This window comes from Sinorhizobium medicae, assembly GCF_007827695.1.
GTDB classification, from domain to species: domain Bacteria; phylum Pseudomonadota; class Alphaproteobacteria; order Rhizobiales; family Rhizobiaceae; genus Sinorhizobium; species Sinorhizobium medicae.
Genome location: NZ_VITA01000006.1, coordinates 347,064 through 372,364 on the forward strand (window position 1 = coordinate 347,064; position 25,301 = coordinate 372,364).

Here is a 25,301-nt window from a genome sequence, read left to right on the forward strand (position 1 = left end):
GCGGCAGATCGGGCCCTTCAGGCCGGAAAGACATGGAGTGCATTCGGGTCGAAGCTGAGCCCGATCCTTTCGCCGGGCTCGGCGAGGTCGCGTTCGTCCAGGCTGCGGCGATCGGCGGTAACGAGAAAATCACCGAGACCCTCGACATCGACCGAATACTCGACGGACGAGCCGAGAAATATGCGGTGGGTCACGGTTCCGCTCAGCGTGGCGCTGCCGTTGCGCACGAGACTGATCGCCTCCGGGCGCAGCGCCACCGTGACCGACCCCGTCGTGCCGTTGGCGCGGGCCGGTTTGGCGAGGCCGACGCCGTTTGCAAGCCGGACAGCGCCCGCGCCGGGTTCGATCGTGGCGGCGATGCGGTTGGTCTTGCCGACGAAGTCGGCGACGAAGAGGCTTGCAGGTCGGTCATAGATCTCCTGCGGCGGCCCCATCTGCACGATACGGCCGGTGCTCATGACGCAGACGAAGTCGCTCATCGAGAGCGCCTCCTCCTGATCATGCGTGACGAGCACGAAGGTGATGCCAAGTTCGCGCTGCAGGCTTTGAAGCTCGATCTGCATGGCGGTGCGAAGCTTCTTGTCCAGTGCTGCGAGCGGCTCATCGAGGAGCAGCACCTTCGGTTTGTTGACGATCGCGCGGGCAAGCGCGACGCGCTGCTGCTGCCCGCCGGACATCTCGTGGATACGGCGCTTGCCGAAGCCGCCGAGGCGAACCATGTCCAGAGCCTCGCGTGCCCGCCGGGTGATCTCGGCCGACGGAATGCGCGGACGCATCTGCCTCAAGCCGTAGGCGACGTTCTGTTCGACATCGAGATGCGGGAAGAGCGCGTATTGCTGGAAGACCATGTTGACGGGACGGCGATAGGCAGGCACGCCGTTCATCGGCTGGCCGCCGATATGGACCGTGCCTTCGCTCGGCTGTTCGAAGCCGCCGATCATGCGCAGGCATGTGGTCTTGCCGCAGCCGGAGGGACCGAGCAGTGCGACGAAGGCGCCCTTAGGCACTGCCAGGTTGATGTCCGACACGGCCGTTACGCTGCCATAGCGTTTGGCGACCGAACGGAATTCGATGTCGTTCGTCGAAGCGGATGTCACGTCTGTTCCCTGCGGTCGTTCTTGGAATGGCTCGCGGTTCTTGGCCGTCGCTTCCACCGTCATTGTCGATCAGCCTAGTCAGAAGCGCCCGGGCCGGTATATACCCCAAGAGAGGTATTTCAACTCGAAATGCCCTGTGGGAGGAGTATACCCCAGGACGACGGAACGAGCCGGGAGAACCGTTTGCGCATCGACCTCGACAGCTTCTTTCAAGCCGTGGCGCCCCTGGTGAGCGGCGCCCGGATGGATGACGAGGCTGTCGGGGATACGTTCCGAACTCTGATGTCCACCCTGATGACGTTCGATTATGTCGTCGTCTTCGCGTATCGCGGCAAGGAACGGCCGCTCGATCTGTACAGCACCTTCGACGCCGAGGATCATGTGCTCTTCGTGACCCTCTACCAGGCCGGGCCTTACCTGCTCGACCCGTTCTATCATGCCGCGCGTGCGCCCAAACCCGGCGTGTGGCGCATGCGGGAACTGGCTCCCGACCGCTTCTTTTCAAGCGAATATTACCGGACCTATTATGTCCAGACGGGGCTTGCCGAGGAAGTCGGCTTCTTCGTTCCCGTCAGTGAACAGGTCACCGTCGTCCTTTCTTTGATGCGGCGCGAGGCGACGGGGGTATTCGGCGCCGCGGAGTTCGCGCTGCTCAGGAAGGCGGAGCCGCTGGTGGCGGCCCTCGTGCGGCATCATTGGGCGGAACTCGACCGCCGCTTCGATACCGCGCTTGCAAGAACGGAGAGGGGCCGCCGCAAATCGGTGCATCCGCCGGCAGACGGCGTCTGGCGGCATCTCAATCTCACAGAGCGCGAGGCGGCGATCATCGAACTCGTGCTGCAGGGGCATTCCTCCGAATCGATCGGACTGAAGCTCGGGATCTCGACGGGGACCGTGAAAGTCCACCGCCGCAACGTCTACCGGAAGCTCGGCATTTCCTCGCAGACACAGCTCCTGTCTCTCTACATCAAGAATCTCGGTCACTGATCATCCCCGCCTTGCCGGGATCTTCCGCGAACGTATCCGTCGATGCGTCCGCGTTTTTTCGACATGCGGTCGATCGAGGCTTGACAATTTTTTCAACCCATGAAAATTATTTCATATCGAGATAAAAATATCATGCGCTGCAAAAATTATCATGCGGCGCAGCATCGGGCGGGAGACATGGCGATCATCGGGGGAACAAGTGTCCGCGACGACGAGGCGAGCATGGCGACCCGTGCCGCCTGGCTGCACTACGCCGGCGGGCTGACCCAGGCCGAGGTCGCCAAACGCCTGGGGCTCACATCGCTCAAGGCGCACCGGCTGATCATGAAAGCCAACCAGGAAGGATTGGTGAAGGTCTATATCGACGGGGACGTCTCAGAATGCGTCGAGCTGGAGCAGAAGCTTTCCAGCCGTTACGGTCTGGACTATTGCGAGGTGGTTCCCGATTTCGACAGCGAAGACCTGCCGCTGAAGGCGCTCGGCATCTCAGGCGCGCAGTTTCTAAGGCGGGAGATCGAACGCGGAGAGACGGCGCTGATCGGGGTCGGCCACGGCAGAACGCTCGCAGCCAGCATTGAGTACATGCCGCGCACGGCGAGCAACAACACGCGCTTCGTCTCCCTGCTCGGCGGCCTCACGCGCAAATTCTCCGCCAATCCCCATGACGTGATCCACCGCCTGGCTGAGCGCACCGGCGCCGAGGCCTATGTCATGCCGGTGCCGTTCTTCGCCAACACGGTTGAGGATCGGGACGTCCTCTTCAGCCAGCGGGGCGTGCGCGAAGTCTTCGATCTTGCGAAATCGGCCGACCTCCTGATGGTCGGCATAGGCACCGCCGAACGCGAGGCCTCGCTGGTGGCGACCGGTATGATCGAGATGAGCGAGATAGAGCAGATCCAGAAATGCGGCGGCACGGGTGAGCTGCTCGGGCACTTCTTCGACGAGAAGGGCAGGCCGATCGAAACGGCGCTTTCCAACCGCACCTTCACGCTTGGTCGGGAGGACCTGAAGAACCGCCGCACCGTTGCGGTTGCCGGGGGCAGGATCAAGACCCGTGCCATTCGCGCGGTTCTCGGCAGCGGGTTCCTGAGCGGGCTCGTCACGGACGAGCGCACCGCACAGGCGCTCGCCGCGTAGAATTTCATGCGGGCCGCGATGCGACGAAAGTCGGCGTGCGGTCCGGTAGGCAATACCGGTTGGGTAGCCGGCAGCTCAGTCGAGCAGTTTTACCCGTAGTGGAGGAGAGAACAGATGTACGAGAAGGAGAAAGACCTCATTGGCGCATTCCTGCGCGGAGAGGTGGACCGTCGCGGCCTGTTGAAGGGCCTTGGCGCGGCAGGCCTGACGGCGGGCACCGCCGGCACCCTGTTCAACATGATGTCGACCCAGGCCCTTGCTGCCGACTTCGACTGGAAGGCACATTCCGGCAAGTCGCTGAAACTGTTGCTGAACAAGCATCCTTACGCGGATGCGATGATTGCCAATCTGCAGGCGTTCAAGGACCTTACCGGTATCGAAGTCACCTATGACGTCTTCCCGGAGGACGTCTATTTCGACAAGGTGACGGCGGCGCTTTCTTCCGGCTCGTCGGAATACGACGCCTTCATGACCGGCGCTTACATGACCTGGACCTACGGGCCGGCCGGCTGGATCACCGACCTCAATGAATGGATCAAAGATCCGTCGAAGACCAATCCGCAATATGGCTGGGACGACTTCCTGCCGGGCGTCAAGGCATCCTGCGCCTGGAACGGTCAGCCGGGCGGCGCGCTCGGTTCGGAAGATGCCAAGCAGTGGTGCATTCCGTGGGGCTACGAGCAGAACAATCTCTCCTATAACCAGGAAATGTTCGAAAAGGCCGGCGCCAGCGTTCCGAAGAACCTCGATGAACTCGTCGCTACGGCGGCAAAGCTCAACAAGGATGTCGGCGGCGGTGTCTACGGCATCGGCGTGCGTGGTTCCCGTTCCTGGGCAACCATTCATCCGGGTTTCCTCTCCGGCTACGCCAATTTCGGCCAGAAGGATCTGAACGTCTCGGAGGACGGCAAGCTTTCGGCCGCGATGAACACGGCGGAGTCCAAGTCCTTCCACGCCAAATGGGTGCAGATGATCCAGGAAAGCGGCCCCAAGGACTGGTCGACCTATACCTGGTATCAGGTCGGCACCGACCTCGGCGCCGGCGCTTCCGCCATGATCTACGACGCCGACATCCTCGGCTATTTCATGAATGGCGGCGACAACAAGATGGCCGGCAAGCTCGCTTACGCGCCCTTTGCCGCCAACCCTGAGGCGAAGGCTCCTACGCCGAACATCTGGATCTGGTCGCTGGCCATGTCCAATTTCGCGAAGGATAAGGATGCGACCTGGTATTTCCTGCAATGGGCATCGGGTCTCGAGCACGCGATCTTCGGCGCGACCAAGATGGACTTCGTCAACCCGGTCCGGGCATCCGTCTGGAAGGACGAGATCTTCCGGGAGCGGCTGAACAAGAGCTATCCCGGTTATGTGGAGATGCACGACGTTTCGGCGCCGGGCGCGAAGATCCACTTCACCGCCCAGCCTCTCTTCTTCGATCTCACCACCGAATGGGCGGCGACGCTGCAGAAGATGGTGGCGAAGGAAGTGCCGGTCGACGAAGGTCTCGACAGGCTTGCCGAGAGCATCAACCGGCAACTTGCGGAAGCCGGGCTCGGCTGATCGCACTTCCGGCTTGGAGCGGAAGCGGGCGAACATCGGACGTCCGCATCCGGCTCCAGGCCAGCCCGTCACCGGCGGGCCGCCGTTTCGGCACGAAAAACAAACGGAAAAGGGGGTCTGGCTGCGCCGGCCGCGGCCGACCCCTTATTGTCATAGACACAGGCATTTAGACGGAGCTGGCCATGGCTTCAGTAACGCACTCCAGCGCAAGGCGCAGCAGGTTCAGGATCAGCAAAAGGGTTTTACCCTATGTGCTCTCCCTGCCGGCGCTTCTCGTGTGTATCGGCATCCTGATCCCGTTCTTCACGGCGGTGATCTATTCCTTCCAGCGCTACAGGCTGAGCCAGCCCTGGGCACGTCAGTTCAACTGGGGTGACAACTACCTGAATTTCTTCACGGATCCGGGCTTCTGGAACACGCTGAAGATCTCGCTGCTCTATGCCGGCGTCACGGTGACCCTGGAGCTGCTGCTCGGTCTCGGCATTGCGCTGCTCCTGCAGCGCCGCTCCACGGTCAACAACTTCATCTCGATCATGCTGCTCCTGCCGCTGATGACGGCGCCGGCGCTCGCGGCGCTGATGTGGAAGCTGATGACCAATCCCGGCTTCGGCATCCTGAGCTACCTCGCAAGTCTCATCGGGCTGGAGAATTTCCGCTGGGCTTCGTCGCCGGATACGGCGCTCCTGACGGTCGTGCTCGTCGATATCTGGGTCTATACGCCCTTTATTATGATCCTGCTCCTGGCAGGCCTACGCTCGCTGCCGACGCAGCCTTTCGAGGCGGCGGCGCTCGATGGCGTGCCGCGCAGCTTCGTCTTCTTCCGCATCACCCTGCCCATGCTGACGCCCTATATCCTGACGGCGACGCTGTTCCGCCTGCTCGATTCGATCCAGCAGTTCGACATCATCTACGCGATGACGCAAGGAGGGCCGGGCGACACCCTTACCGTCTTCCAGGTCGAGGCTTACCTCAACTTCTTCCAGTCGACCAATGTGGGCCGGTCCGCGGCGCTGCTGATCATCCTCTGGGCGATCACCTACATATTGTCGAACATCTTCATCAAGAACTGGCTCCGGCTGCGCGAACGCGCCCGTGGCGAAGCGTAAGGAGGTCGAAAATGGAAACCACGTCTCCGGTCGAAAGGCTCCTGCGCGGCGTAGCGCTTACCCTGGTGGTCGTCTTCTTCATGTTCCCGATCGTCTGGATCTTCCTCATGTCGTTCCAGACGAACGAGACGATCCTCAGAATACCCCCATCGGTGGTCTTCTCGCCGACGCTCGAGAATTATGCGGCGCTGATCACCGGCAAGCTGCAGACCGCATCCGGCACGCTCGATATTGCCTTCATGCGCAATCTCGGCAACTCGGTCCTGCTGTCGGTCGCGTCCGTGGCCGTCGCCCTCCTGCTCGGCGTGCCGGCGGCCTATGCTTTCGCGCGGCACAAGTTCAAAGGGTCGGAGGACATCGCCTTCACCTTGCTCTCCTTCCGCTTTGCGCCGCCTCTGCTCGTGCTGCTGCCGCTGACCCAGTATTTTCAGTGGCTCGGCCTTTCGAACACCTATTTCGGCCTCATCTGGATCTACCAGCTGATCTGCCTGCCGCTCATCCTTTGGATCGTGCGCGGCTACTTCGAGGACATCTCGGCCGATGTCGAATATGCCTATCGCATCGCGGGCCACTCCTGGTTCTCGACCTTCCGCAAGATCGCCCTGCCGCTGGCGGGTCCCGGTATTGCCGCGGCGGGTCTGCTCGCCTTCATCTTCGCCTGGAACAATTTCGTGTTCGCGTTGGTGCTGGCCTCGGCGGACAAGCAGCCGGTAACCGTCGGCGCGCTCGCCTTCGTCACGGCTTCAGGCATCCAGTACGGCCAGATCGCCGCGGCGATCGTGCTCTCGATCACGCCGACGCTTGCTCTCGCACTCTACGCTCAGCGCTACCTCGTAGAAGGCCTGTCGCTCGGTGCGGTGAAGGGATAATCGTATGACAACCTTGCAATTGAAAAACATCGTCAAGCGCTACAAGAGCCAGACGGTTCTTGACGATCTCTCGCTCGACGTTGCCGGTGGCGAGCGGCTGGTGCTGTTCGGCCCGTCAGGTTCCGGCAAGACCGTACTGCTCCGGCTGATCGCCGGAGTCATCGAGCCGGACGCCGGACGGGTGCTGATTGGCGGCGAGGACATGACGGATGTCGACGCCGAGCACCGGGGCATCGGCATGGCGTTCCAGAACTTCGCGCTGTTCCCGCACATGAGCGCTTTCGACAACATCGCCAGTGCCTTGACGTCGCGGAAATCGTCAAAGGACACGATCGCCGCCGGCGTGCACAAGGTGTCGAAGCTTCTCAAGATCGACCATGTGCTGAGCCATCATCCGAAGGCGCTCTCCAATGGCCAGAAGCAACGCACGGCACTGGCCCGCGCCCTTGTGGGCTCGCCGCCGCTGCTGCTCCTGGACGATCCGCTTCGCAACGTAGACGCGAAGCTGCGCTTCGAGATGAGGCTGGAACTGCCGCGCCTGCTCGCCGCGCAAGGGGCAACCGTCATCTACGTCACGCAGGATTACAAGGAAGCGATGGCGCTCGGCGACCGCATTGCCGTCATGGCGCACGGGCGTATCCGCCAGATCGGCACGCCGGCCGAAATCTACAACGCGCCTGCCGATATCGAGATCGCCCGGCTCTTCGGCGATCCGACCATCAACCTGCTCGAGGTCGTGCCGCAGCGCGGGCCGGATGGCGCTTTCGTGGAACTTTCCGACATGCGCCTGCGCCTGCCGGGATTCGGCGCCGAGATCGTTGGCAAGCAATGTGTCCTGGGTCTTCGCCCCGAGACGATTGCCTTTGCCGAAGCCGCCTCGCAGGGCGCGATCCCCGTGACGGTCGAGGCGGAAACGCCGCTCAACGAGAAGACGGTAACGCTGGGTCTGACTGCCCGCGGCCGCGAGATCCTGGTGTCTCGTCCTGCCGGCACGCCCGGTCCGGTCGCCGGACCGGCTCATATCGCAGTCGACGGCCGGACGGCCTTTCTGTTCGACAAGGCGACGGGCCGGCGCATCCTTCCTTCCGAATTGGCATCAAAGCGCAATGGAGAAGCGGCATGAACGCCACCGCTCTTTCGATCGAAAACGTCGACAAGTTCTATGGCCCGGTCGACCACGGCGTTCACGCCGTCAAGCAGCTGAACATGGACGTGATGAAGGGCGAGATCATCGCACTTCTGGGCTCCTCCGGCTGCGGCAAAACCTCGACGCTGCGAATGATTGCCGGCTTCGAGCCGGTTTCCAGGGGCACGATCTCGGTCGCCGGCCGGCAGGTACAGACGCTTGCACCGGTGCGTCGCAACGTCGCGATGGCTTTCGAAGGCTATTCGCTCTATCCGCCGCTGACGGTGCGCGAAAACATCGCCTTCGCCCTCAAGGCCGCCAAGCTTTCGCAGAATGTGGTCGAAGAGAAGGTCGCCAGCATCGCCAAGCTGCTCGAGATCGAGGATATCCTCGGGCGCTATCCGAGTTCGATTTCCGGCGGCCAGCAGCAAAGGGCGTCCCTCGGGCGCGCGCTTATCCGCGAAGCCGACCTGCATCTCCTCGACGAACCGATGGGTCAGCTCGAGCCGCAATTGCGCGCCGTGCTGCGCGGCCGCATCAAGCACTACATCAAGGAGCGCGGGCTGACCGCCATTCTCGTCACCCATGACCAGACCGAGGCGAATGCGCTTGCCGACCGGATCGCTGTCATGGAGGGGGGCGTATTGCAGCAGTTCGACACCCCTCAGATGATAAAGGAAAGGCCTGCTAATCTCTTTACCGGAACCTTCGTCGGCGAGCCGCCGATGAATGTCTTCGAGGCAAGCGTCAGCGGTACCGAGGGGCGCGTGGCCTTCGGCCTTGAGGATGGGATCCGCCTCGAATACCCGGCTGCCGACTTCTCCCATGCCGTCCGCGATGCGCTGATGAAGCGCAAGAATGTGGTTCTTGGCATCCGGCCTTATTCGGTACGGCGCAGTGCCGACGGCGTGACCGGTCGCGTCGCGGTCAATCAATGGCTTGGCGATCAGACCCATATCGCGGCCGATTTCGCCGGCGGCACCATGGTTCTCGTCGAACATGATCGCACCAACCTGGAGATCGGTCAGCCGATCGGCATCCGGCTCGATCCGGGAAGCCTGCATGTTTTCGACAGCGAAAGCGGTATGGCGATCTCGCATGGCGAGGAGCTCGCCTGATGCGCGACATCCTCATCGGCATCGATGCCGGAACGTCGGTCATCAAATCGGTCGCCTTCGATCTCAGCGGCAGGCAGCTCGCGATGACGGCGGTTCCGAACAGCTATGAGGCGGTGGGCCGCACCGGCAGCGTGCAGGAGTTACGGCGTACCTGGACGGACACCGTCAAAACCCTGGCCGAGCTCTCGGCCAGGATCGAGAACCTCCCTGGCCGCGTTGCCGCTATCGCGGTGACCGGTCAGGGGGACGGCACCTGGATGATCGACGGCGATGGAGAGCCGGTCGGCAAAGGCTGGCTCTGGCTCGATGCGCGCGCAAGCGCCGTCGTCGAGCGGCTGCGGGCTGAAAGCGGTGACGCGGAACGTTTCGCGCGCACCGGCTCCGGTCTTGCCGCCTGCCAGCAGGGCCCGCAGCTTCGCTGGATGAAGGATCACGCACCGGAGATGCTGGAAGGGGCGGCGACCGCATTTCATTGCAAGGACTGGCTCTATTTCAATCTCACCGACAAGCGCGCGACCGATCCCTCGGAGGCGAATTTCACCTTCGGCGATTTCCGCACACGGCAATATTGCGATGATGTGATCGACTTTCTCGGTCTCAAGGACCTCAAGCACCTGCTGCCGGAGATCGTCGACGGTGCTACCACGCATCACCCACTCTCGGCCGCCGCGGCGGCCGCTGCGGGCTTGCCGGCGGGAACGCCGGTCGTGCTCGGCTATGTCGACGTCGTCTGCACGGCACTCGGCGCCGGGCTCTATGAACCCGGAACCGACGCGGGCTGCTCGATCATCGGCTCGACGGGCATGCATATGCGGCTGGCGGCCGGTGCCGATGATGTCCGGCTAAACCAGAACCATACCGGCTACACCATGTGCATGCCGATCCCCAACACCTACGCGCAGATGCAGTCGAATATGGCGGCGACGCTCAATATCGACTGGATTCTGCAATTTGCGGGAGATCTCCTCAAAGGGATGGGGATCGAGAAGTCGAAGAGCGATCTGCTCGCCCATGTGGATCACTGGCTCGCCGAGGCGAAGGAGACTCCGCTTCTCTTCCATCCCTATATTTCGGAGGCCGGGGAGCGCGGTCCCTTCGTCGATGCCGCTGCCCGCGCGTCCTTCGTCGGCCTTTCGATCAATCACGGCTTCGGCGACATGGTGCATGCCGTGTTCGACGGTCTCGCCTTTGCTGCGCGGGATTGTTACGCCGAAATGGGGCCGCTGCCGGCACGCGTGCGTTTGTCGGGCGGGGCGGCTCGCAGCGCCTCGTTGCGGCGCATTCTCGGTGGCGCTCTGGGCGCCAGCATCCAGACGAGCGAACGCGAGGAGGCAGGTGCCGCCGGTGCGGCTATGATCGCAGCCGTTTCGCTGGGAATTCATCCCACCATGGCCGATTGCGTTCGCGAATGGGTTCGGCCGCATCACCGGCCGGCAGAGCCGGCGGATAAGGATCTCGCTCGTCGCTACGACGCAATTTTCCCCGCCTACAAGCAGTCGCGCCTCGCGCTCGAACCCGTCTGGCATGCGCTCTCCCACGCAACCGGAACGGGAAACCAACAGGAAAGACCGCAATGAAGAAGATAGCCATTATCGGCGACCGGTTCATGCTGCCGGATGTTTTTCGCGACAAGATCGTCGAGGCATGCGGCGACGGGCACGAGATAAGCATGCTCGAACTGCCCTGGCCGGACGTGCCGATGGAGCACGGCTACGCAGTCGAAGGCATGGACGGGCTCAAGGAATATCTAGGCAAGCCCGGCGAAATCGTCGATTTCATCGGCGATGCCGAAATTCTGGTGACGCAGCTTGCTCCTTTATCGCGAACGATGCTTCAGGACCTGCCGGGTTTGAAACTCGTCGCCGTGTCACGCGGCGGCCCGGTCAATATCGATATCAAGGCGGCCCGCGATGCAGGGGTCCGCGTCGTCAATGCGCCCGGCCGGAATGCGAGCGCCGTCGCCGAGTTCACGATCGGCGCCATCCTCGCGGAGACGCGCCTCATTCGCGTGGGGCACGAGGCGCTGAGGCGGAGCGAATGGCGCGGCGATCTCTATCGCGCCGACCGCACCGGGCGGGAGCTGTCCGAAATGACCGTGGGCGTCATCGGCTACGGCAATATCGGCACCAGGGTGGTTCGGCTGCTTCGCGCCTTCGGCACCAAAGTGCTCGTCCATGACCCCTATGTTCAGCTCAGCGCCGAGGACCGGAATGCCGGCGTCGAGCATGTTTCCCTCGATGATCTGCTCGCCCGTGCGGACCTCGTGACGCTGCATCCGCGCGTGAGCGAAGAGACGAGGAATATGATGAATGCGGAGACCTTCGCGAAGATGAAGCCGGGTGCGATCTTCGTGAACACGGCGCGCGGCCCGCTCTGCGATTATGACGCGCTCTACGAAAACCTCGTCAGCGGTCATCTTGCAAGCGCCATGCTGGAGACTTTTGCCGTCGAGCCCGTGCCGGAAGGCTGGCCGCTCCTGAAACTCCCCAACGTGACGCTGACGCCGCACATAGCGGGAGCGTCGGTGCGTACCGTGACCTATGCGGCTGAAATGGCCGCAGAGGAAGTGCGCCGCTATATCGCCGGTCTGCCGCCGGTCAATCCGTGCTGAGGTGGGACGATGAACGAACTTCAACTGCGCCAGTCGATCATCGATCATTGCCGCCACATGAATGCGATCGGTCTGAACCAGGGCACGTCGGGTAATATCAGCCTTCGGCATGGTGACACGATGCTGATCACGCCCTCCGCAGTCCCCTATGCCGAGATGACGCCGGAGATGATCGTCGCGATGCCGGTCGAGGGCGAGTATGGCGTCTGGTCAGGGCCGAAAAGGCCGTCTGTCGAATGGCCCTTCCATCTGGATATTCTGCGCGCCCGGCCGGATGTCGGCGCGGTGGTCCACACCCATGCGACCTTCTCGACGATCCTTTCGATCGCTCGCAAGCCCATTCCGGCCTGCCACTACATGATCGCCGCCTTTGGCGGCTCGGATGTGCGCGTCGCCGACTATGCGCGCTACGGCACGAAGGCGCTTTCCGAAAAGGTGCTGAAGGCGATGGAGGGACGTTCCGCCTGCCTCATGGCCAATCACGGCATGATCGCGACGGGGTCGAGCCTGGAAAAGGCGATGTGGGCGGCGGTCGAACTCGAGACGATCGCCAAGCAATATTACCACGCGCTCCTGATCGGCGGCCCGGTGATCCTGCCGCAGCAGGAAATCGACGGCGTGCTCGAGGGATTTGCCACCTACGGCCACCAGGACAAGCCGAAGGGCGAGGCCGCCTGACCGCATGACGTCGACAGGAGACAAACACGTGAGTTCCGAAACCGGCACATACGACCTTTTCGTCATTGGCGGCGGCATCAACGGGGCAGGCATTGCCCGAGACGCGGCGGGGCGCGGGCTTTCCGTCCTGCTTTGCGAAAAGGAAGATCTGGCACAGGGCACGAGTTCCCGCTCCGGCAAGCTCGTCCACGGCGGCTTACGCTATCTCGAATATTACGAGTTCCGCCTGGTGCGCGAGGCGCTGATCGAGCGGGAGGTGCTGCTGGAGTCGGCACCTCATATCATCTGGCCGATGCGTTTCGTGCTGCCGCACAATCCGACCGACCGGCCCGCCTGGCTCGTGCGCCTCGGCCTGTTTCTCTATGATCATCTGGGTGGGCGCAAACGCCTTCCCGGTACGCGGATGCTCAACCTGCGCACGGCGCCGGAAGGTGCTCCGATCAAGCCGGCCTATCGCAAAGCCTTCGAATATTCGGACTGTTGGGTAGACGACGCCCGTCTGGTCGTGTTGAACGCGCTCGACGCGAAAAACAAAGGCGCGCGGGTCCTGACCCGTACCGCCTGCACCAGCGTTCGCCGGCGCGGCGAACTCTGGCATGTCGAGATGACCGATGCGGAGACCGGGGCCAGGACCGAAGCCAAAGCGCGTTGCGTGGTCAACACTGCCGGGCCCTGGGTCAACGACGTGATCGGCCGGGTCGCAGGACTGAATTCGAGCCGCAGCGTTCGCCTCGTCAAGGGCAGCCATATCGTCGTGCCGAAGTTCTGGGAGGGGCGTCAGGCCTATCTGGTCCAGAATCCCGACAAGCGCGTGATCTTCATCAATCCGTACCAGAACGACCTGGCGCTGATCGGCACCACCGATATTCCCTATGAGGGGCGGCCGGAGGACGTGTCCGCCGACGATAGCGAGATTGATTATCTCCTGACGTCCGTGAACCGCTATTTCAAGCAGCAAATGACGCCGCGCGACATCCTTCACAGCTTCTCCGGTGTTCGGCCGCTTTACGACGACAATGCCGAAAATCCGTCGGCAGTGACGCGCGACTACATTTTCGAGCTCGATGCCCCGCAAAAGGGCGCCGCCGGGAGGGAAGCGCCGCTGCTCTCGGTATTTGGCGGCAAGATCACGACCTTCCGCAAGCTGTCCGAACACGCCTTGGAGCGACTGAAGCCCTTCTTTCCCGAGATGGGGCCGGCTTGGACGGCGCGCTCGCACCTGCCGGGAGGCGATATGGCGGAAGCGGATTTCGACCAGTTCCTCGGCGAGCTGCGCACACGCCACCAGTGGTTGCCGGCGGATCTCGCCAAGCATTATGCAAGGCTGTACGGCACGCGCGCCGATGAGCTGATCGGCAGCGCTGCCTCGCTCGAGGAGCTCGGCACTGCGTTCACCCCCCTCTTCAGGGAACGGGAAGCCCGCTTCCTCATCGAAAATGAATGGGTGCGCACGGCGGAAGACCTGATCGAACGCCGTACGAAGCACGGCCTGCATATGAGCGAAACGGAGAAGCGGGCGTTCAGCGGCTGGTTCCAGGGTCAGCAGGCGGCGGCGTGAAAAGGAAGAATTGATGTTGCAAAGCCCCGAATTCGAAGCGCTTCTCGATCTCTCCGCCCGCGTCGGCGCGGATACGGACCTCGTTCAGGGGGCAGGCGGCAATACGTCCATCAAGGAGGGCGGAACCCTCTGGATCAAGGCGTCCGGCCTTTGGCTTGCCCATGCCCGTCAGCGCGATGTGATGGTGCCGGTCGCCCTCGGCCCTTTACTCGACGCGCTGGAGCGAGACGACCCGGCGGCGGAGAAGGCTCAGGACTTCGTCGTCAAGGATCTGAACCCCTCGGGTCTACGGCCTTCGATCGAAACCACGGTTCACGCTTTGATGCCGCAGAAGGTGGTGGTGCACGTCCACTGCGTAGAGACGATCGCCACCGCCGTGCAGTCCGACGCGGCGTCGATCGCAGCAGAGAAGCTTGATGGCATTCCCTTCGCTTTCGTTCCTTATGCCAGGCCCGGCCTGCCGCTCGCCAAGGCGATCGCCGAACGGATCGAGGAAGATACCTCGGTCCTCGTGCTCGGTAACCACGGGCTCGCCGTTGCGGCCGAAACGGTCTCAGATTCTGCGCGGCTTCTTGGAGAGGTATCGCAGCGCTTTGCCGCACCGGTGCGCCGGGCGCCGTCCGCCGACATCGAGGCGCTGTCGCGCCTTGCCGTCAACAGCAGCTATCAGCTGCCCGATGACGCGCGGCTGCACGACGCGGCGACCGACCTCGAAAGCTGCAGGATAGCCGCGGGAGGAAGCCTCTACCCTGACCATGTGATCTTTCTCGGAAAGGGATCGGTCATCGCTGCACCGGGCGACAACGCATCCTCGCTCGAAGAAGGTTTCCTTCGCGGAGGGGAAAGTCTGCCGCCGGTTCTTCTTTTTCCGGGGAAGGGCGCCCTGGTGCTCAAGGATGTCTCTGCCGGGGCGCTCGCCATGGCGCGCTGCCTTTCGGACGTAACCGCGCGCATCCCTGACAGCGCCCGTCTGCGCTATCTCACCGATGCGGAGAACGCCGAACTCCTCGGCTGGGACGCGGAAAAATACCGCCAGCAGTTGAATCGCGCAGGCCAGGTGCTGCAATGAGCGGGGCAAGCGGGTTTGTCCTCGGCATAGACATGGGCACATCCGGTGCGCGAGCCGTGGCGATGACGGCTGCGGGCGAGGTGGTGGCATCGGGGTCGGCCAAACTTGCCGCTTTTTCCGATGATCATCGCGATCCGGTCGGCTGGTGGAAGGCGGTACGGGCCGCGCTCGCGGAGACGCTGGCGGAAATTGAGGTGGCGCATGCGCGCGCCATCTGTATAGACGGTACATCGGGTACGATGCTCCCGGTCGCAGCCGATGGCGCACCTCTTGCGACGCCGCTGATGTACAACGACCCGGTTCCCGATTCGGCCATTATCGAGCGTATAGCCGCCCATGCGCCTGAGGAGAGTGCGGCCCACGGCGCGACTTCGGGTCTGGGTAAGCTTTTGACCTTCCAGCCGCTGCCCGGCGTCTTTCGCGTCATCCATCAGGCGGACTGGCTCGCCGGTCATTTCACCGGGCTCTACGACGTCAGCGACGAGAACAATGCGCTGAAGACCGGCTACGATCCGGTAGCCCGCAAATGGCCGGACTGGCTCGCGCGGACCGGCGCGCGCGCCGATCTGCTGCCGGATGTGCTGCCGGCAGGGTCGCCGATCGCGACGGTCTCGCCCGCGGCGGCCGAAGCTTTCGGGCTGCCGAGCGAAGTGCTCGTCGTCGCAGGCACGACAGACGGCTGCGCCTCCTTCCTTGCGACCGGCGCTGACCGGCCGGGTGACGCCGTCAGCGCGCTGGGCACGACGCTGACCGTGAAGATGCTGTCCGATAAGCCGCTCTTTGCGCCGCAATACGGGCTCTACAGCCACCGGATCGGCGACATGTGGCTCGCCGGCGGTGCCTCCAACACGGGCGGCGCGGTGCTTGCTGCGCATTTCGAAACCGGGCGGATCGCCGCCCTCTCGGAGAGCATCGATCCGGCGACGGACACGGGGCTCGACTTCTATCCCCTGCTGAAACCGGGCGAACGGTTTCCCGTTGCCGATCCCGCCTTCCTTCCGCGCATGGAGCCCCGGCCGGCGGAGGACGCGGAATTCCTGAAGGCTATATTCGAGGGGATAGCGGGCGTCGAACGCCTTGCTTACGAACGTCTGGTCTCGCTCGGCAGTCCCGCCTTGCGGTCGATCCGCACCGTTGGCGGCGGCGCGAAGAACGCGACGTGGACTGCGATCCGCAAGCGCAAGCTCGCCGTTCCCTTCCTCCCTGTGCTTTCGGAAGAGGCTGCCGCCGGCGCGGCGCGCCTGGCTCTTTCCGGGGCGAGAGAGGCGGGCCTGTTATGAGTTCAATCCGTGAAATTCCAGGTCTGTCTGCGATCGCCGGCGCCTTCGATGCCTTTCTCGTCGATCAGTATGGCGTGCTGAGAGATGGTCGCGGACCTTATCCCGGCGCGGCGGAAACGCTTGTACGACTGAAGCAGGCCGGAAAGCGGGTCATCGTCCTCTCCAATTCCGGCAAACGCTCGACGGAGAACGACCGCCGGCTCGCGGAACTCGGTTTCGAGCGGGGAAGCTGGGACTGGTTTCTGACCTCGGGAGAGGTTGCCTGGCGGCTTTTGAAACGGGAGTCCGAAGGTGAGAATGGCGCAGCGCGCAAATGTCTTCTGATCAGTCGCGATGGTGATCTATCGCCGCTCAACGGCCTGAATTTCGTCCGCACCGAGAGCGGCGATGAGGCCGACACCGTGCTTCTGGCGGGGAGCGAGGGCGATGTCCACCCGCTTTCCTATTACGAAGACCTGCTCGGGCCGGCCGCCCGCCGGGGCGTGCCGTGCCTCTGCACCAATCCGGACAAGGTGATGCTGACGCGGAGCGGCCCCGCCTTCGGCGCGGGGCGCATCGCCGAGCTTTACGAGGAGATGGGGGGGCATGTGCGCTGGATCGGCAAGCCCTTTGCCGACATCTACGACTTCGCTCTCGATTTTCTCGGTTGCCCGGAACCCGGGCGGGTCTGCGCAATAGGCGACAGCGTCGAGCACGACATCGGCGGAGCCGCGTCGGCGGGCTTGGCCTCGGTGCTCGTCGCCACGGGCATTCTGGAACACCGGTCGGACGAGGAACGCCGGCAGCTCTTCAGGGAGCACGGTGCTTCGCCCGATTTCATCCTTTCCAAATTTGCTTGGTAGCAAGGAGCGCGCAATGGCCTTCACGCTGTCGCTCAACACCAATCCGCTGGTCAACCGCTTTGCCGAGGCGGACGATCTGATCGACACCATCGCCGACAAGATCCGCATCGGCCATGTCCAGCTCACCCATGAATTCGTCAATCCCGGCTGGCCTGCGTCGACCATCAACAAGGCGCTCCGGCAATTTCGAACCGCGCTCGCCCGAACCGGCGTGAAGATCACGTCCGGGATGACGGGCCCCTACGGCCGTCTCAACCATTTCGGCCACCCGGACTCGGATGTCCGGCGCTACTATGTCGACTGGTTCAAGACCTTTGCCGATATCTCCGCCGAGCTCGGCGCTTCCGGCATGGGGACGCAGTTCGCGATCTTCACGCTCAGAGACTATGACGATCCGGCGCGACGCGAGGAACTGATCGCGATCGCCATTGACTGCTGGCGCGAAGTTGCTCAGCATGCGAAGGCGGCAGGCCTCTCCTATCTGTTCTGGGAGCCGATGTCGGTCGGCCGCGAGTTTGGTCACACGATCGCAGAGTGCAGGGCGCTCGATCAACGCCTGGCCACGGCCGGGTTCTCGATCCCGATGAAGATGATGGTCGATATCGACCATGGCGACGTGACATCGCCCAACGCTGCCGACGTCGATCCTTATGCCTGGGCACAGGCCTTTCCTAAACAGTCACCCATCATTCATATCAAGCAGTCGTCCATGAACAAGGGCGGGCACTGGCCCTTCACAGCCGCCTACAACAAAGATGGCCGCATCACGCCGGAACGCCTGTTAGATGCAGTAAGGAGGGGAGGCGGTACGGACAATGAGATCTGTCTCGAGCTCTCCTTCCGCGAGCGCGAGCCGACCGACCGCAACGTGGTGGAAATGATCCAGGAGTCGGTCGAATTCTGGGAACCTCATATCGATACCGGCTTTAACAATCCCAAATGATCACTATAAATCGTAACAAAATCGCATGTTTGAGTTGAAATATCACATATAGATGTTATCTTTTCCGAGGGTGGCGAAACGGCCAGACCGACGGAAATGTTACGATGAAACCGGACGACAGGCGGCAGGCGATCATGGATGTCCTCATGGAAGCGGGAACGGCTTCCGTCGAGGAGCTCAGCTTCCGCTTTGGCGTCAGCAAGATGACCGTGCATCGGGATCTCGACGATCTCGAGCAGGCAGGGCTCCTGCGAAAGGTTCATGGCGGTGCTTCCATCCAGTCGAGCCCGCAGTTCGAAAGCGATTTCCGCTATCGCGAGAAGATCGCGACGAGTGAAAAGCGCCGCCTTGGCGAGTACGCCGCGACCCTGGTCGAGCCGGGCCAGAGCGTCATAATCGACGACAGCTCGACGGCTGGCGCGATTGCCGGTTTTCTCAAGGATATTCGCCCGCTCACGGTCATTACCAATAACCTTGGCGTCATCACCGATCTGTCCGGTGTCCCGGGTATGAACCTGATCGCGCTGGGCGGCCATTACAGCAAGAGGTTCAACGGGTTTTTCGGCGTCGTCACCGAGGAGGCGCTGCGATCTCTGCGCGCGGACGTGGCGTTCCTGTCAAGTTCGGCGGTCGAGGGAACGGCCGCCTTCCACCAGGACCAGGAAGTGGTTCAGATCAAGCGTCAGATGGTGAAATCGGCCAACCGCAAATATCTCCTGGTGGACCACGGCAAGTTCGGCCGTTCGGCCTTGCATTTCCTGATGGGGCTCGAGGCCTTCGACGCGGTTCTGACCGGGAGCGAAGTGTCCGACGGGCACGCAAGGGAACTGGGAGACGCCGGCGTCGGGCTCCTCAGGATCGACAACCAGAAAATAATGGAGAAGGCATGAGCAAGTCGGGGCTCTGGGTCGGCACGAGCTGGAAGATGAACAAGACGTTGGCGGAGGCCATGGTCTTCGCCGATGGTCTTGCGGCCGCAGACGCGACGCGCGACGCGCGCATTCAACGCTTCGTCGTCCCTCCGTTCACGGCCGTACGACAAGTCAAGGAAAGGCTGAACGGAACCAGCGTCAAAGTCGGTGCGCAGAACATGCATTGGGACGATGCGGGAGCCTGGACCGGCGAAATTTCACCGATGATGCTCAAGGACTGCGGTCTCGATATCGTCGAGCTTGGTCACAGCGAACGGCGCGAGCATTTCGGCGAAACCGACCGAACCGTGGGCCTGAAAACCGCGGCCGCCGTGAAGCACGGTCTGGTGCCGTTGATCTGCATCGGTGAGACGCTCGCCGAACGCGAGGCAGGTGAAGCGGACACGGTGTTGAGGCGCCAGGTGGAAGGCGCCCTTGCATTCCTCGGGGGCGCGGCAAGGACGGCCCCTGTTCTCCTGGCTTACGAGCCGGTCTGGGCGATCGGCGTCAACGGCATACCGGCGACAGCCGGCTACGCCGACGCCCGCCACAAGATCATTGCCGACGTCGCTCAGCGTGCGCTCGGGGTGAAGGTTCCGGTGCTCTATGGCGGCAGTGTCAATCCCGGAAATTGCGAGGAACTGATCGCTGAGCCGCACATCGACGGGCTCTTCATCGGCCGCTCCGCCTGGGAGGTTGGCGGCTATCTCGACATCTTGCAACGCGTAGCCCGGGCGATCTGAGCATCGACGGGTCAGGCATCAACATCTGAAAGGAAACGACATGAAAATCGCGATTGGAGCCGACAGCGCCGGTAAGCCCCTGCTCGACGTCATCGCCGCGCATCTCGCCACGAAAAGCGGCCTCGAAGTGAAGGACCTGAGCCAGTCCGGCTATTATGCCGATCTCTCCCGAGATCTGGCGCAGACGATCACGGCAGGCGAAAACGAGCGTGGCATCCTGATCTGCGGTACCGGCATTGGCGTATGCATCTCCGCCAACAAGGTGCCCGGCATCCGCGCCGCGCTTACCCACGACACCTATTCGGCCGAGCGGGCAGCCAAGTCCAATAATGCCCAGATCATCACCATGGGCGCACGCGTTATCGGCCCGGAATTGGCGAAATCGATCGTCGACACCTGGCTTGCCTCCGAATTCGACCCGAACGGGCCGTCTGCGGCGAATGTCGACGCGATCGATCGTCTGGATGCGGTGAAGTAACAGTCCCGAGTTCTGCGGCGCATGCTGATCCTCCCTCATGCGCGCAGCGAGACGCCCGGCAGCAATGCCGGGTGTTTTCGTTGTGGTGCGCCCGGCATGGGCGCACTCCTGTGGAAAGTCCCGCCACGTTCTGCCGCTATCGGCCGGTAGGCTGATGCCTGTCCCACGCGCCGTCCTCAAGGCGGCGATCTTCGATGAGCTTCCCCACTGCAAGGAGGTCGGGCGCGGCACTCAGTACCCGCGCTATGGCGGCATTCTCCGGGCCCTTGCAGCCGAAGTTGAACACGAGGCGGTCGGTGCGGTCCTGGTCCGTCCAGGTCACCGCCACGGATGCGTGATCGGTCGCCATTCGGCGGCATCGAGGATGGCCCGTTGTGATGTCTTCCATTCCTCTTGGGCGGTAGGGTGCCAAGGCGCCCTGGAAGGCGGACCATTCTCCCGGCGTAATGGAGAACCGGTGTTTGCCGAGAACCGTCGTGAAGCGGCGACCCTCGAATATCCCGCTCTCGGCGGCGGTTGCCTCGAATCTATATACAGGGCACTCACCCAGGCAAGGGCCGTGCTCGAAGGTGATGCTTTGACCAAGCGCTGAAACGCCAGGCGCCATGGCCAGAGTGATTGCGATTGCTGCTCTCGTGATGATCGGCATGAAATTGGTCCCGCTGTCGAGAGCGAATGCTACTCCACAGGCCTCAAAGCGCCAATTGCGTGGCAGAATAGAAGATCTAAGCACAGCCGCCCAGTCATCCTGGGATTGTTTGCTTTGCCGGTCTCTCGTGCCCATCGGCGTCCCGCCCGGATTCCGCTCGGTGCTTCATACCTGGGGATGGGAACCCTCTGCTCCGCATGACTCTCTTACCACCAGAGAACAGGAAAGCCTCTGGATGCCAGTGTCGATGGCTTCATCGCGCGTAAGGGCAAGGATAGCCAATCCGGCCTGGCGGCCGAGTTCTTTCAGTTCCATGTCGACCGTCGTGAGCGGCGGCCGCGTCTGGCGTGAAATAACCTCCCAGTTGTCAAAGCCCACGACAGCAACGTCGTTGGGGACCGATAGATCCAGGTCACGCAGAGCGTCGATCACGCCGCGGGCGATCTCGTCGCTCCCGCAAAAAATGGCGTCGGGCTGTTTGCCTCCTTGTGAAAACACTTTCTCCGTCGCCACATATCCCCAATCCTCGCTCCAGTCGCCAAAAAATACTTCCGGGCTCCGGTCACAGCTCTCACGATAAGTCTCCGCCCTGATCCGTGCTGCCAGATAGTCCTGCGGGCCGGTGATATGAACGATGCGGGAGTAGCCGAGACGCTTCAGGTGAGTCACCGCCAGACGGGCGCCTTGGGCATCGTCCGGGACGAAACTGACATTCTGATTTGGCCCCTGCGCGAAAACATAGACGACAGGGATAGGCAGATTGAGCAATTCGACAGGCGGCTCCAGATCCAGTCGCGTCGCGGTGAAGATGATACCGTCGACCTGCTTCTCCAGAAGAGCCTGCAGATGAGACGTCGCCAGCCTTTGATCGTTGTTTGTCGCACACAGGAAAACGGAAATGCCGTGATCGACGAGGGCTTCGGAAACACCCGCTGCCATAGGCAATGTAAGCCTGCCATAGGTGTCGTTTGTGATCATGCCAATGGTGAAGCTTCGCTTGCTGAGCAGGCTTCGGGCGAGCGCATTGGGAAGGAAACCGATCTCCTGGGCGATCCGCTTGACCTTGTCCCTGGTTTCGATGTTGACGCGGCCAGTCTCGTTAAGGGCGTTTGAAGCGGTCGAGATGCTCACTCCCGCCGCCAGCGCGACGTCCCGCAGAGTGCGTCGGCGATGGAAGATCTTTCGCATCCCTGGATTCCCGTTTCATGTGCAAGAACCTTTTACCAGTTGAAATCGCTCATGCAAAAAGGTTTTTGCACGTTGGGAAACGCAAATTATCGACAATCGCGTAAAACTCACCTAGCGTTCACTTCGCGTCAGCACGGCAATGCGACAGACCACCAAAAAAGGGGAACGCCATGCGCAAAAGAAGTATCATGCTAGCTGCACTTATCCTGGCAGCTACATCGTCACTCGCCAAAGCCGAGGAGGTTACCCTTTGGGTGCGAACTTCGTCGGGCGCGGTGCTTCAGGGGCTTGCGGACAAGTATAACGCCTCACACGACGACAAAGTTGTCGTCACGCAGATTACGGCCGAGCAGATGGTTCCGAAACTCGGTGCAGCGATCGCCGGTGGTTCGCCACCGGACGGTGCAGTGCTGGACCTGATTTATCTTCCTACCTTTGCAGCCAGCGACAGCCTGGAGGACGTCACCGATTTCGTCAAAGGACTGCCTTATGCGGAGGCACTCAGTCCGTCTCACATCCGTTTGGCGACCTATGAAGACAGAATCTACGGCCTGCCTGCTCTGCCTGACGCATCCATCATCGCTTATAACACGGAACTCTTCGAAAAGGCTGGCCTCGATCCCAAGAAAGCCCCGGCCTCCCTTGCCGAGATCGTCGACTACGCGAAGAAGATACGCGGCATCGGCGAGGATACCTACGGTTTCTATTTCGTCGCGAACTCGGGCAGCTGGCTGATCTACGATTTTCTGCCTCACATCTGGGCGGCGAACGCGGACGTCCTGACGGATGATGGACGAGAGGCGACCATCGATACGCCAGCCATGCGCGAAACGATAGCTGCCTACCGGGACATGTGGAGTGCCGGCGCCGTGCATCCGACGTCCAGATCGGGCAATGGCAACAATGCAGTCGAGGCCTTCGCCTCCGGCAAGGTCGGAATCCTGATGACGGGTTCGTACATCGTGAACCTGCTCACCAACAAATATCCTGACGTCAAATTTGATGTTGCACCGATCCCAGGCCCGAGCGGTGGCGTCTCCAGTTTCGCTGGTGGCGACACTCTTTCTCTGATGAAGGGCATCAGCGAGGAGAAGAAGAAGGTCCTGCTCGACTTCGTCGAGTTCTATATGCAGCCCGAGCAGCAGGTCTATATCACGAAGGAGTCGGGCATGCCCTCGCGAACCGACCTCGCCGGCGAGGCATATGCGCAGTTCGACAAGCGCAATCTGGTCGCCTACGACATACTGGCCAACGCCCGCACGCCTTACACCTTCTCGTCCGACGAACTGTTCGTCAGCCGCACGGGTCCTTTCCTTAACCTCATCCAGGGTTCGATCTTTGGCGATGACGTCGACGGCGCGATCGCCAAGGCTCAGGATGGGTTCAGCAAGATCCTCGAACGGACCAACCCCTGAATCAAGTCGAGGGCGCGCTTCCGGCGCGCCCCGCGCCCCGCGCCCAGCAACAGCTTGGCTGCCGATACGAACTGCCGCAAGGCGGCCGACATCTCAACTGGCAGAAGGACCTCGCACCTTGGTGTCAACGCCCAAGAGAGAACAGGCGCGCGCCGCTCGAGCGGAAGCCGCCGATCGCGAGCCGCATGGCTGGCTCGGGCTCGTCTTCATCGCGCCCAGCATGGTTTTCATAGGCGGTCTTTTCGTCATCCCGCTGGTGATGACGGCTTGGATGAGTTTCTATCACTGGCCACTGCTCGGACGTAGGAAGTTCATCGGCCTGGACAACTACGCCGAACTGCTTGGTGACACGCAGCTCTGGCAGTCGCTTGGCTTCACGCTGCTCTATACGGTCCTGGTGACAGCGGCGATCCTGGTCGTCGCCTTTCCGCTGGCGCTGCTCGTAGATCGACCGCTGCGTAACACGGGAATCTTCCGGACGATCTATTTCATGCCGGTCGTTATCGGTTTCGGGGCCGCCTCCACATTATGGATGTGGCTCCTCAATCCGGACAGCGGCGTCTTCTCCCGCCTGCTTTTGGGCCTGGGCATAGTAGATGCCGCTCCGCGCCCGCTCGAGAGCTTCTGGCCGGCGCTGGCCGTGGTCATCCTGATGGTCGTCTGGAAAACCGCGGGCTTCACCATGGTCATCCTGCTCACCGGACTTCAGAGCATTCCACAGGAAATCGCTGAAGCTGCGAAGATCGATGGTGCCAACGCGTTCAGCCGTTTCCGCAGGATTACGCTGCCCCTGATGCGCAACGCGCTGTTGCTCGCCCTTGTTCTGAACATCACCTCTTCGATGCTTGCATTCGACCAGTTCTTTATCATCACACAGGGTGGCCCCGAAAACAGCACGATCTCGGCCGTGTTCTCGATCTACCTGGCGTCGTTCTCGTCCTATCGCCTCGGCTACGGCTCGGCTCTCTCCTTTGCCCTGCTCGTCGTCCTCGTCGCGATCAGCTCCATTCAGCTCAGCTTCATGCGCCAGCGTCCGGAGGAGGGTCGATGAGAAAACTAACCACGCTGCACGGCCGCCCGGCGTCGGAACGTCTCGGCGACGCAGCCCTCCTTTTGATTTCGCTGCTGCTTGCGATCTTTTTCCTGATGCCTATCGTCTGGTCGGTAGCCAACTCCTTCAAACCGGCGGCCGAAGCGCTCGCCAATCCCGTCGCGCTGTTTTCAAAGGCGTTTTCGCTGGAGAACTACCGAAGGCTGGAAGATGTCGGTGCTGGCTGGTACGTGTATGCGGCCAACTCGGTGCTTATCGCATTGGGCACGATCGTCCTCACGGTGCTGATCGCGGTCCCGGCCGGATACGGGTTCGCCAAGTTCCGGTTCCCCGGTCAGTCGCTCATTTTCGTCGTCGTGATGGCGACGATGATGATCCCCTTCCAGTCAATCCTGACACCTCTCTTCCTGATCCTGAAGTTCCTCGGTTTGCAGAACAACCTGTTCGGCCTGGTCCTCGTCTACACGACATTTCAGCTGCCATTCTCCATCTTCATGATGCGCAATTCATTCGATGCGATCCCGAGCGCATTGATCGAAGCGGCACGGATCGATGGCGCGTCGCAATGGGCGCTTCTTCGACGGATTATGATGCCTTTGGCGCTCCCAGGCGTAGCGACCGTGGCAATGTTCGCCTTCCTTAATTCCTGGAACGAATTTCTGGCGGCGCTGATCTTTCTGTCGGACCAGAACAAGTTCACCCTGCCGATCATGCTCGTCAATGTTTCCTCCGGCATTTACGGGATCATTGACTGGGGCGCACTCCAGGCCGGAATCACCGTCACGATGTTTCCCTGCATCGTGCTGTTTCTCGCCTTGCAACGCTACTACGTGCGCGGTCTGACGGCCGGCGCAGTGAAATAATCCGCGGCATCTGCAGAAGGAG

At 62.0% G+C, this 25,301-nt stretch carries 24 protein-coding genes; 21 read left to right on the forward strand and 3 right to left on the reverse strand.

The features are described from left to right. Window positions 1-17: 17 nt before the first annotated feature. Window positions 18-1,097 carry an ABC transporter ATP-binding protein gene (locus tag FB009_RS13385; protein WP_011976297.1) on the reverse strand — a complete coding sequence of 360 codons (1,080 nt, stop codon included), beginning with the start codon at window positions 1,095-1,097 and terminating at the stop codon, window positions 18-20. 183 nt (window positions 1,098-1,280) lie between these two features. On the opposite strand from FB009_RS13385, the gene FB009_RS13390 reads away from it, so the two are divergent. The 18 genes from FB009_RS13390 to derI all read left to right on the forward strand — a co-directional run bounded on the left by FB009_RS13390 (window position 1,281) and on the right by derI (window position 20,113). Beyond that, window positions 1,281-2,084 carry a helix-turn-helix transcriptional regulator gene (locus tag FB009_RS13390; protein WP_024310827.1) on the forward strand — a complete coding sequence of 268 codons (804 nt, stop codon included), beginning with the start codon at window positions 1,281-1,283 and terminating at the stop codon, window positions 2,082-2,084. Window positions 2,085-2,261: 177 nt separating this feature from the next. After that, window positions 2,262-3,221: a sugar-binding transcriptional regulator gene (locus FB009_RS13395; protein ID WP_024310828.1), complete on the forward strand. Its 960-nt coding sequence runs from the start codon at window positions 2,262-2,264 to the stop codon at window positions 3,219-3,221. Window positions 3,222-3,335: 114 nt separating this feature from the next. Continuing rightward, window positions 3,336-4,781, forward strand: a complete 1,446-nt coding sequence (locus FB009_RS13400; RefSeq protein WP_011976294.1) for an ABC transporter substrate-binding protein — start codon at window positions 3,336-3,338, stop codon at window positions 4,779-4,781. A gap of 182 nt (window positions 4,782-4,963) precedes the next feature. Then, window positions 4,964-5,887: a carbohydrate ABC transporter permease gene (locus FB009_RS13405; RefSeq protein ID WP_011976293.1), complete on the forward strand. Its 924-nt coding sequence runs from the start codon at window positions 4,964-4,966 to the stop codon at window positions 5,885-5,887. Between the two features lie 11 nt (window positions 5,888-5,898). Further along, complete coding sequence (locus FB009_RS13410; RefSeq protein WP_011976292.1) at window positions 5,899-6,756, forward strand: carbohydrate ABC transporter permease; 858 nt, start codon at window positions 5,899-5,901, stop codon at window positions 6,754-6,756. A 4-nt stretch (window positions 6,757-6,760) separates the two neighbouring features. Further along, a complete protein-coding gene (locus FB009_RS13415) occupies window positions 6,761-7,879 on the forward strand; it encodes an ABC transporter ATP-binding protein (protein ID WP_011976291.1) in 1,119 nt (372 codons plus the stop codon). After that, window positions 7,876-9,000 carry an ABC transporter ATP-binding protein gene (locus FB009_RS13420; RefSeq protein ID WP_011976290.1) on the forward strand — a complete coding sequence of 375 codons (1,125 nt, stop codon included), beginning with the start codon at window positions 7,876-7,878 and terminating at the stop codon, window positions 8,998-9,000. Before FB009_RS13415 ends, FB009_RS13420 begins: the two co-directional genes overlap by 4 nt. Further along, complete coding sequence (locus FB009_RS13425) at window positions 9,000-10,577, forward strand: FGGY-family carbohydrate kinase (RefSeq protein ID WP_011976289.1); 1,578 nt, start codon at window positions 9,000-9,002, stop codon at window positions 10,575-10,577. The genes FB009_RS13420 and FB009_RS13425 overlap by 1 nt, the downstream gene beginning before the upstream one ends. Next, window positions 10,574-11,611 (forward strand): 2-hydroxyacid dehydrogenase, encoded by a 1,038-nt coding sequence (locus FB009_RS13430; RefSeq protein WP_011976288.1) that lies wholly within the window; start codon window positions 10,574-10,576, stop codon window positions 11,609-11,611. The genes FB009_RS13425 and FB009_RS13430 overlap by 4 nt, the downstream gene beginning before the upstream one ends. Before the next feature lie 9 nt (window positions 11,612-11,620). Further along, window positions 11,621-12,289 (forward strand): class II aldolase/adducin family protein, encoded by a 669-nt coding sequence (locus FB009_RS13435; RefSeq protein WP_011976287.1) that lies wholly within the window; start codon window positions 11,621-11,623, stop codon window positions 12,287-12,289. Between the two features lie 4 nt (window positions 12,290-12,293). Continuing rightward, a complete protein-coding gene (locus tag FB009_RS13440) occupies window positions 12,294-13,847 on the forward strand; it encodes a glycerol-3-phosphate dehydrogenase (protein ID WP_011976286.1) in 1,554 nt (517 codons plus the stop codon). Window positions 13,848-13,860: 13 nt separating this feature from the next. Then, window positions 13,861-14,916 carry a class II aldolase/adducin family protein gene (locus FB009_RS13445; RefSeq protein ID WP_011976285.1) on the forward strand — a complete coding sequence of 352 codons (1,056 nt, stop codon included), beginning with the start codon at window positions 13,861-13,863 and terminating at the stop codon, window positions 14,914-14,916. After that, a complete protein-coding gene (locus FB009_RS13450) occupies window positions 14,913-16,196 on the forward strand; it encodes an FGGY-family carbohydrate kinase (RefSeq protein WP_011976284.1) in 1,284 nt (427 codons plus the stop codon). Before FB009_RS13445 ends, FB009_RS13450 begins: the two co-directional genes overlap by 4 nt. After that, the gene (locus FB009_RS13455; protein ID WP_102045362.1) at window positions 16,193-17,038 is read left to right on the forward strand and encodes a TIGR01459 family HAD-type hydrolase; all 846 of its coding nucleotides are present in this window, start codon (window positions 16,193-16,195) and stop codon (window positions 17,036-17,038) included. Before FB009_RS13450 ends, FB009_RS13455 begins: the two co-directional genes overlap by 4 nt. 13 nt (window positions 17,039-17,051) lie before the next feature. Further along, window positions 17,052-17,981 carry a sugar phosphate isomerase/epimerase family protein gene (locus FB009_RS13460; protein ID WP_011976282.1) on the forward strand — a complete coding sequence of 310 codons (930 nt, stop codon included), beginning with the start codon at window positions 17,052-17,054 and terminating at the stop codon, window positions 17,979-17,981. A gap of 104 nt (window positions 17,982-18,085) precedes the next feature. Beyond that, on the forward strand, window positions 18,086-18,871 hold the full coding sequence (locus FB009_RS13465) for a DeoR/GlpR family DNA-binding transcription regulator (RefSeq protein ID WP_011976281.1): 786 nt from the start codon (window positions 18,086-18,088) through the stop codon (window positions 18,869-18,871). Next, the gene (locus tag FB009_RS13470; protein ID WP_011976280.1) at window positions 18,868-19,635 is read left to right on the forward strand and encodes a triose-phosphate isomerase; all 768 of its coding nucleotides are present in this window, start codon (window positions 18,868-18,870) and stop codon (window positions 19,633-19,635) included. Before FB009_RS13465 ends, FB009_RS13470 begins: the two co-directional genes overlap by 4 nt. Window positions 19,636-19,675: 40 nt before the next feature. Next, on the forward strand, window positions 19,676-20,113 hold the full coding sequence (gene derI, locus FB009_RS13475) for a D-erythrulose-4-phosphate isomerase (protein WP_011976279.1): 438 nt from the start codon (window positions 19,676-19,678) through the stop codon (window positions 20,111-20,113). A 136-nt stretch (window positions 20,114-20,249) separates the two neighbouring features. On the opposite strand, the gene FB009_RS13480 is transcribed toward derI, so the two are convergent. Beyond that, the gene (locus FB009_RS13480) at window positions 20,250-20,762 is read right to left on the reverse strand and encodes a DUF6438 domain-containing protein (RefSeq protein WP_234705055.1); all 513 of its coding nucleotides are present in this window, start codon (window positions 20,760-20,762) and stop codon (window positions 20,250-20,252) included. A gap of 165 nt (window positions 20,763-20,927) precedes the next feature. Then, entirely contained in the window at window positions 20,928-21,950 is a 1,023-nt protein-coding gene (locus tag FB009_RS13485) for a LacI family DNA-binding transcriptional regulator (protein WP_011976277.1), read from the reverse strand. Window positions 21,951-22,120: 170 nt separating this feature from the next. Between FB009_RS13485 and FB009_RS13490 the strand changes: the two genes are divergently transcribed. From FB009_RS13490 to FB009_RS13500, 3 genes are read left to right on the forward strand one after another with little or no spacing between them, the layout of a single operon-like run. Beyond that, window positions 22,121-23,365, forward strand: a complete 1,245-nt coding sequence (locus FB009_RS13490) for an ABC transporter substrate-binding protein (protein ID WP_011976276.1) — start codon at window positions 22,121-22,123, stop codon at window positions 23,363-23,365. Next, window positions 23,328-24,416: a carbohydrate ABC transporter permease gene (locus tag FB009_RS13495; RefSeq protein ID WP_018012632.1), complete on the forward strand. Its 1,089-nt coding sequence runs from the start codon at window positions 23,328-23,330 to the stop codon at window positions 24,414-24,416. Before FB009_RS13490 ends, FB009_RS13495 begins: the two co-directional genes overlap by 38 nt. Next, complete coding sequence (locus FB009_RS13500; protein ID WP_011976274.1) at window positions 24,413-25,279, forward strand: carbohydrate ABC transporter permease; 867 nt, start codon at window positions 24,413-24,415, stop codon at window positions 25,277-25,279. Before FB009_RS13495 ends, FB009_RS13500 begins: the two co-directional genes overlap by 4 nt. Window positions 25,280-25,301: the final 22 nt, after the last annotated feature.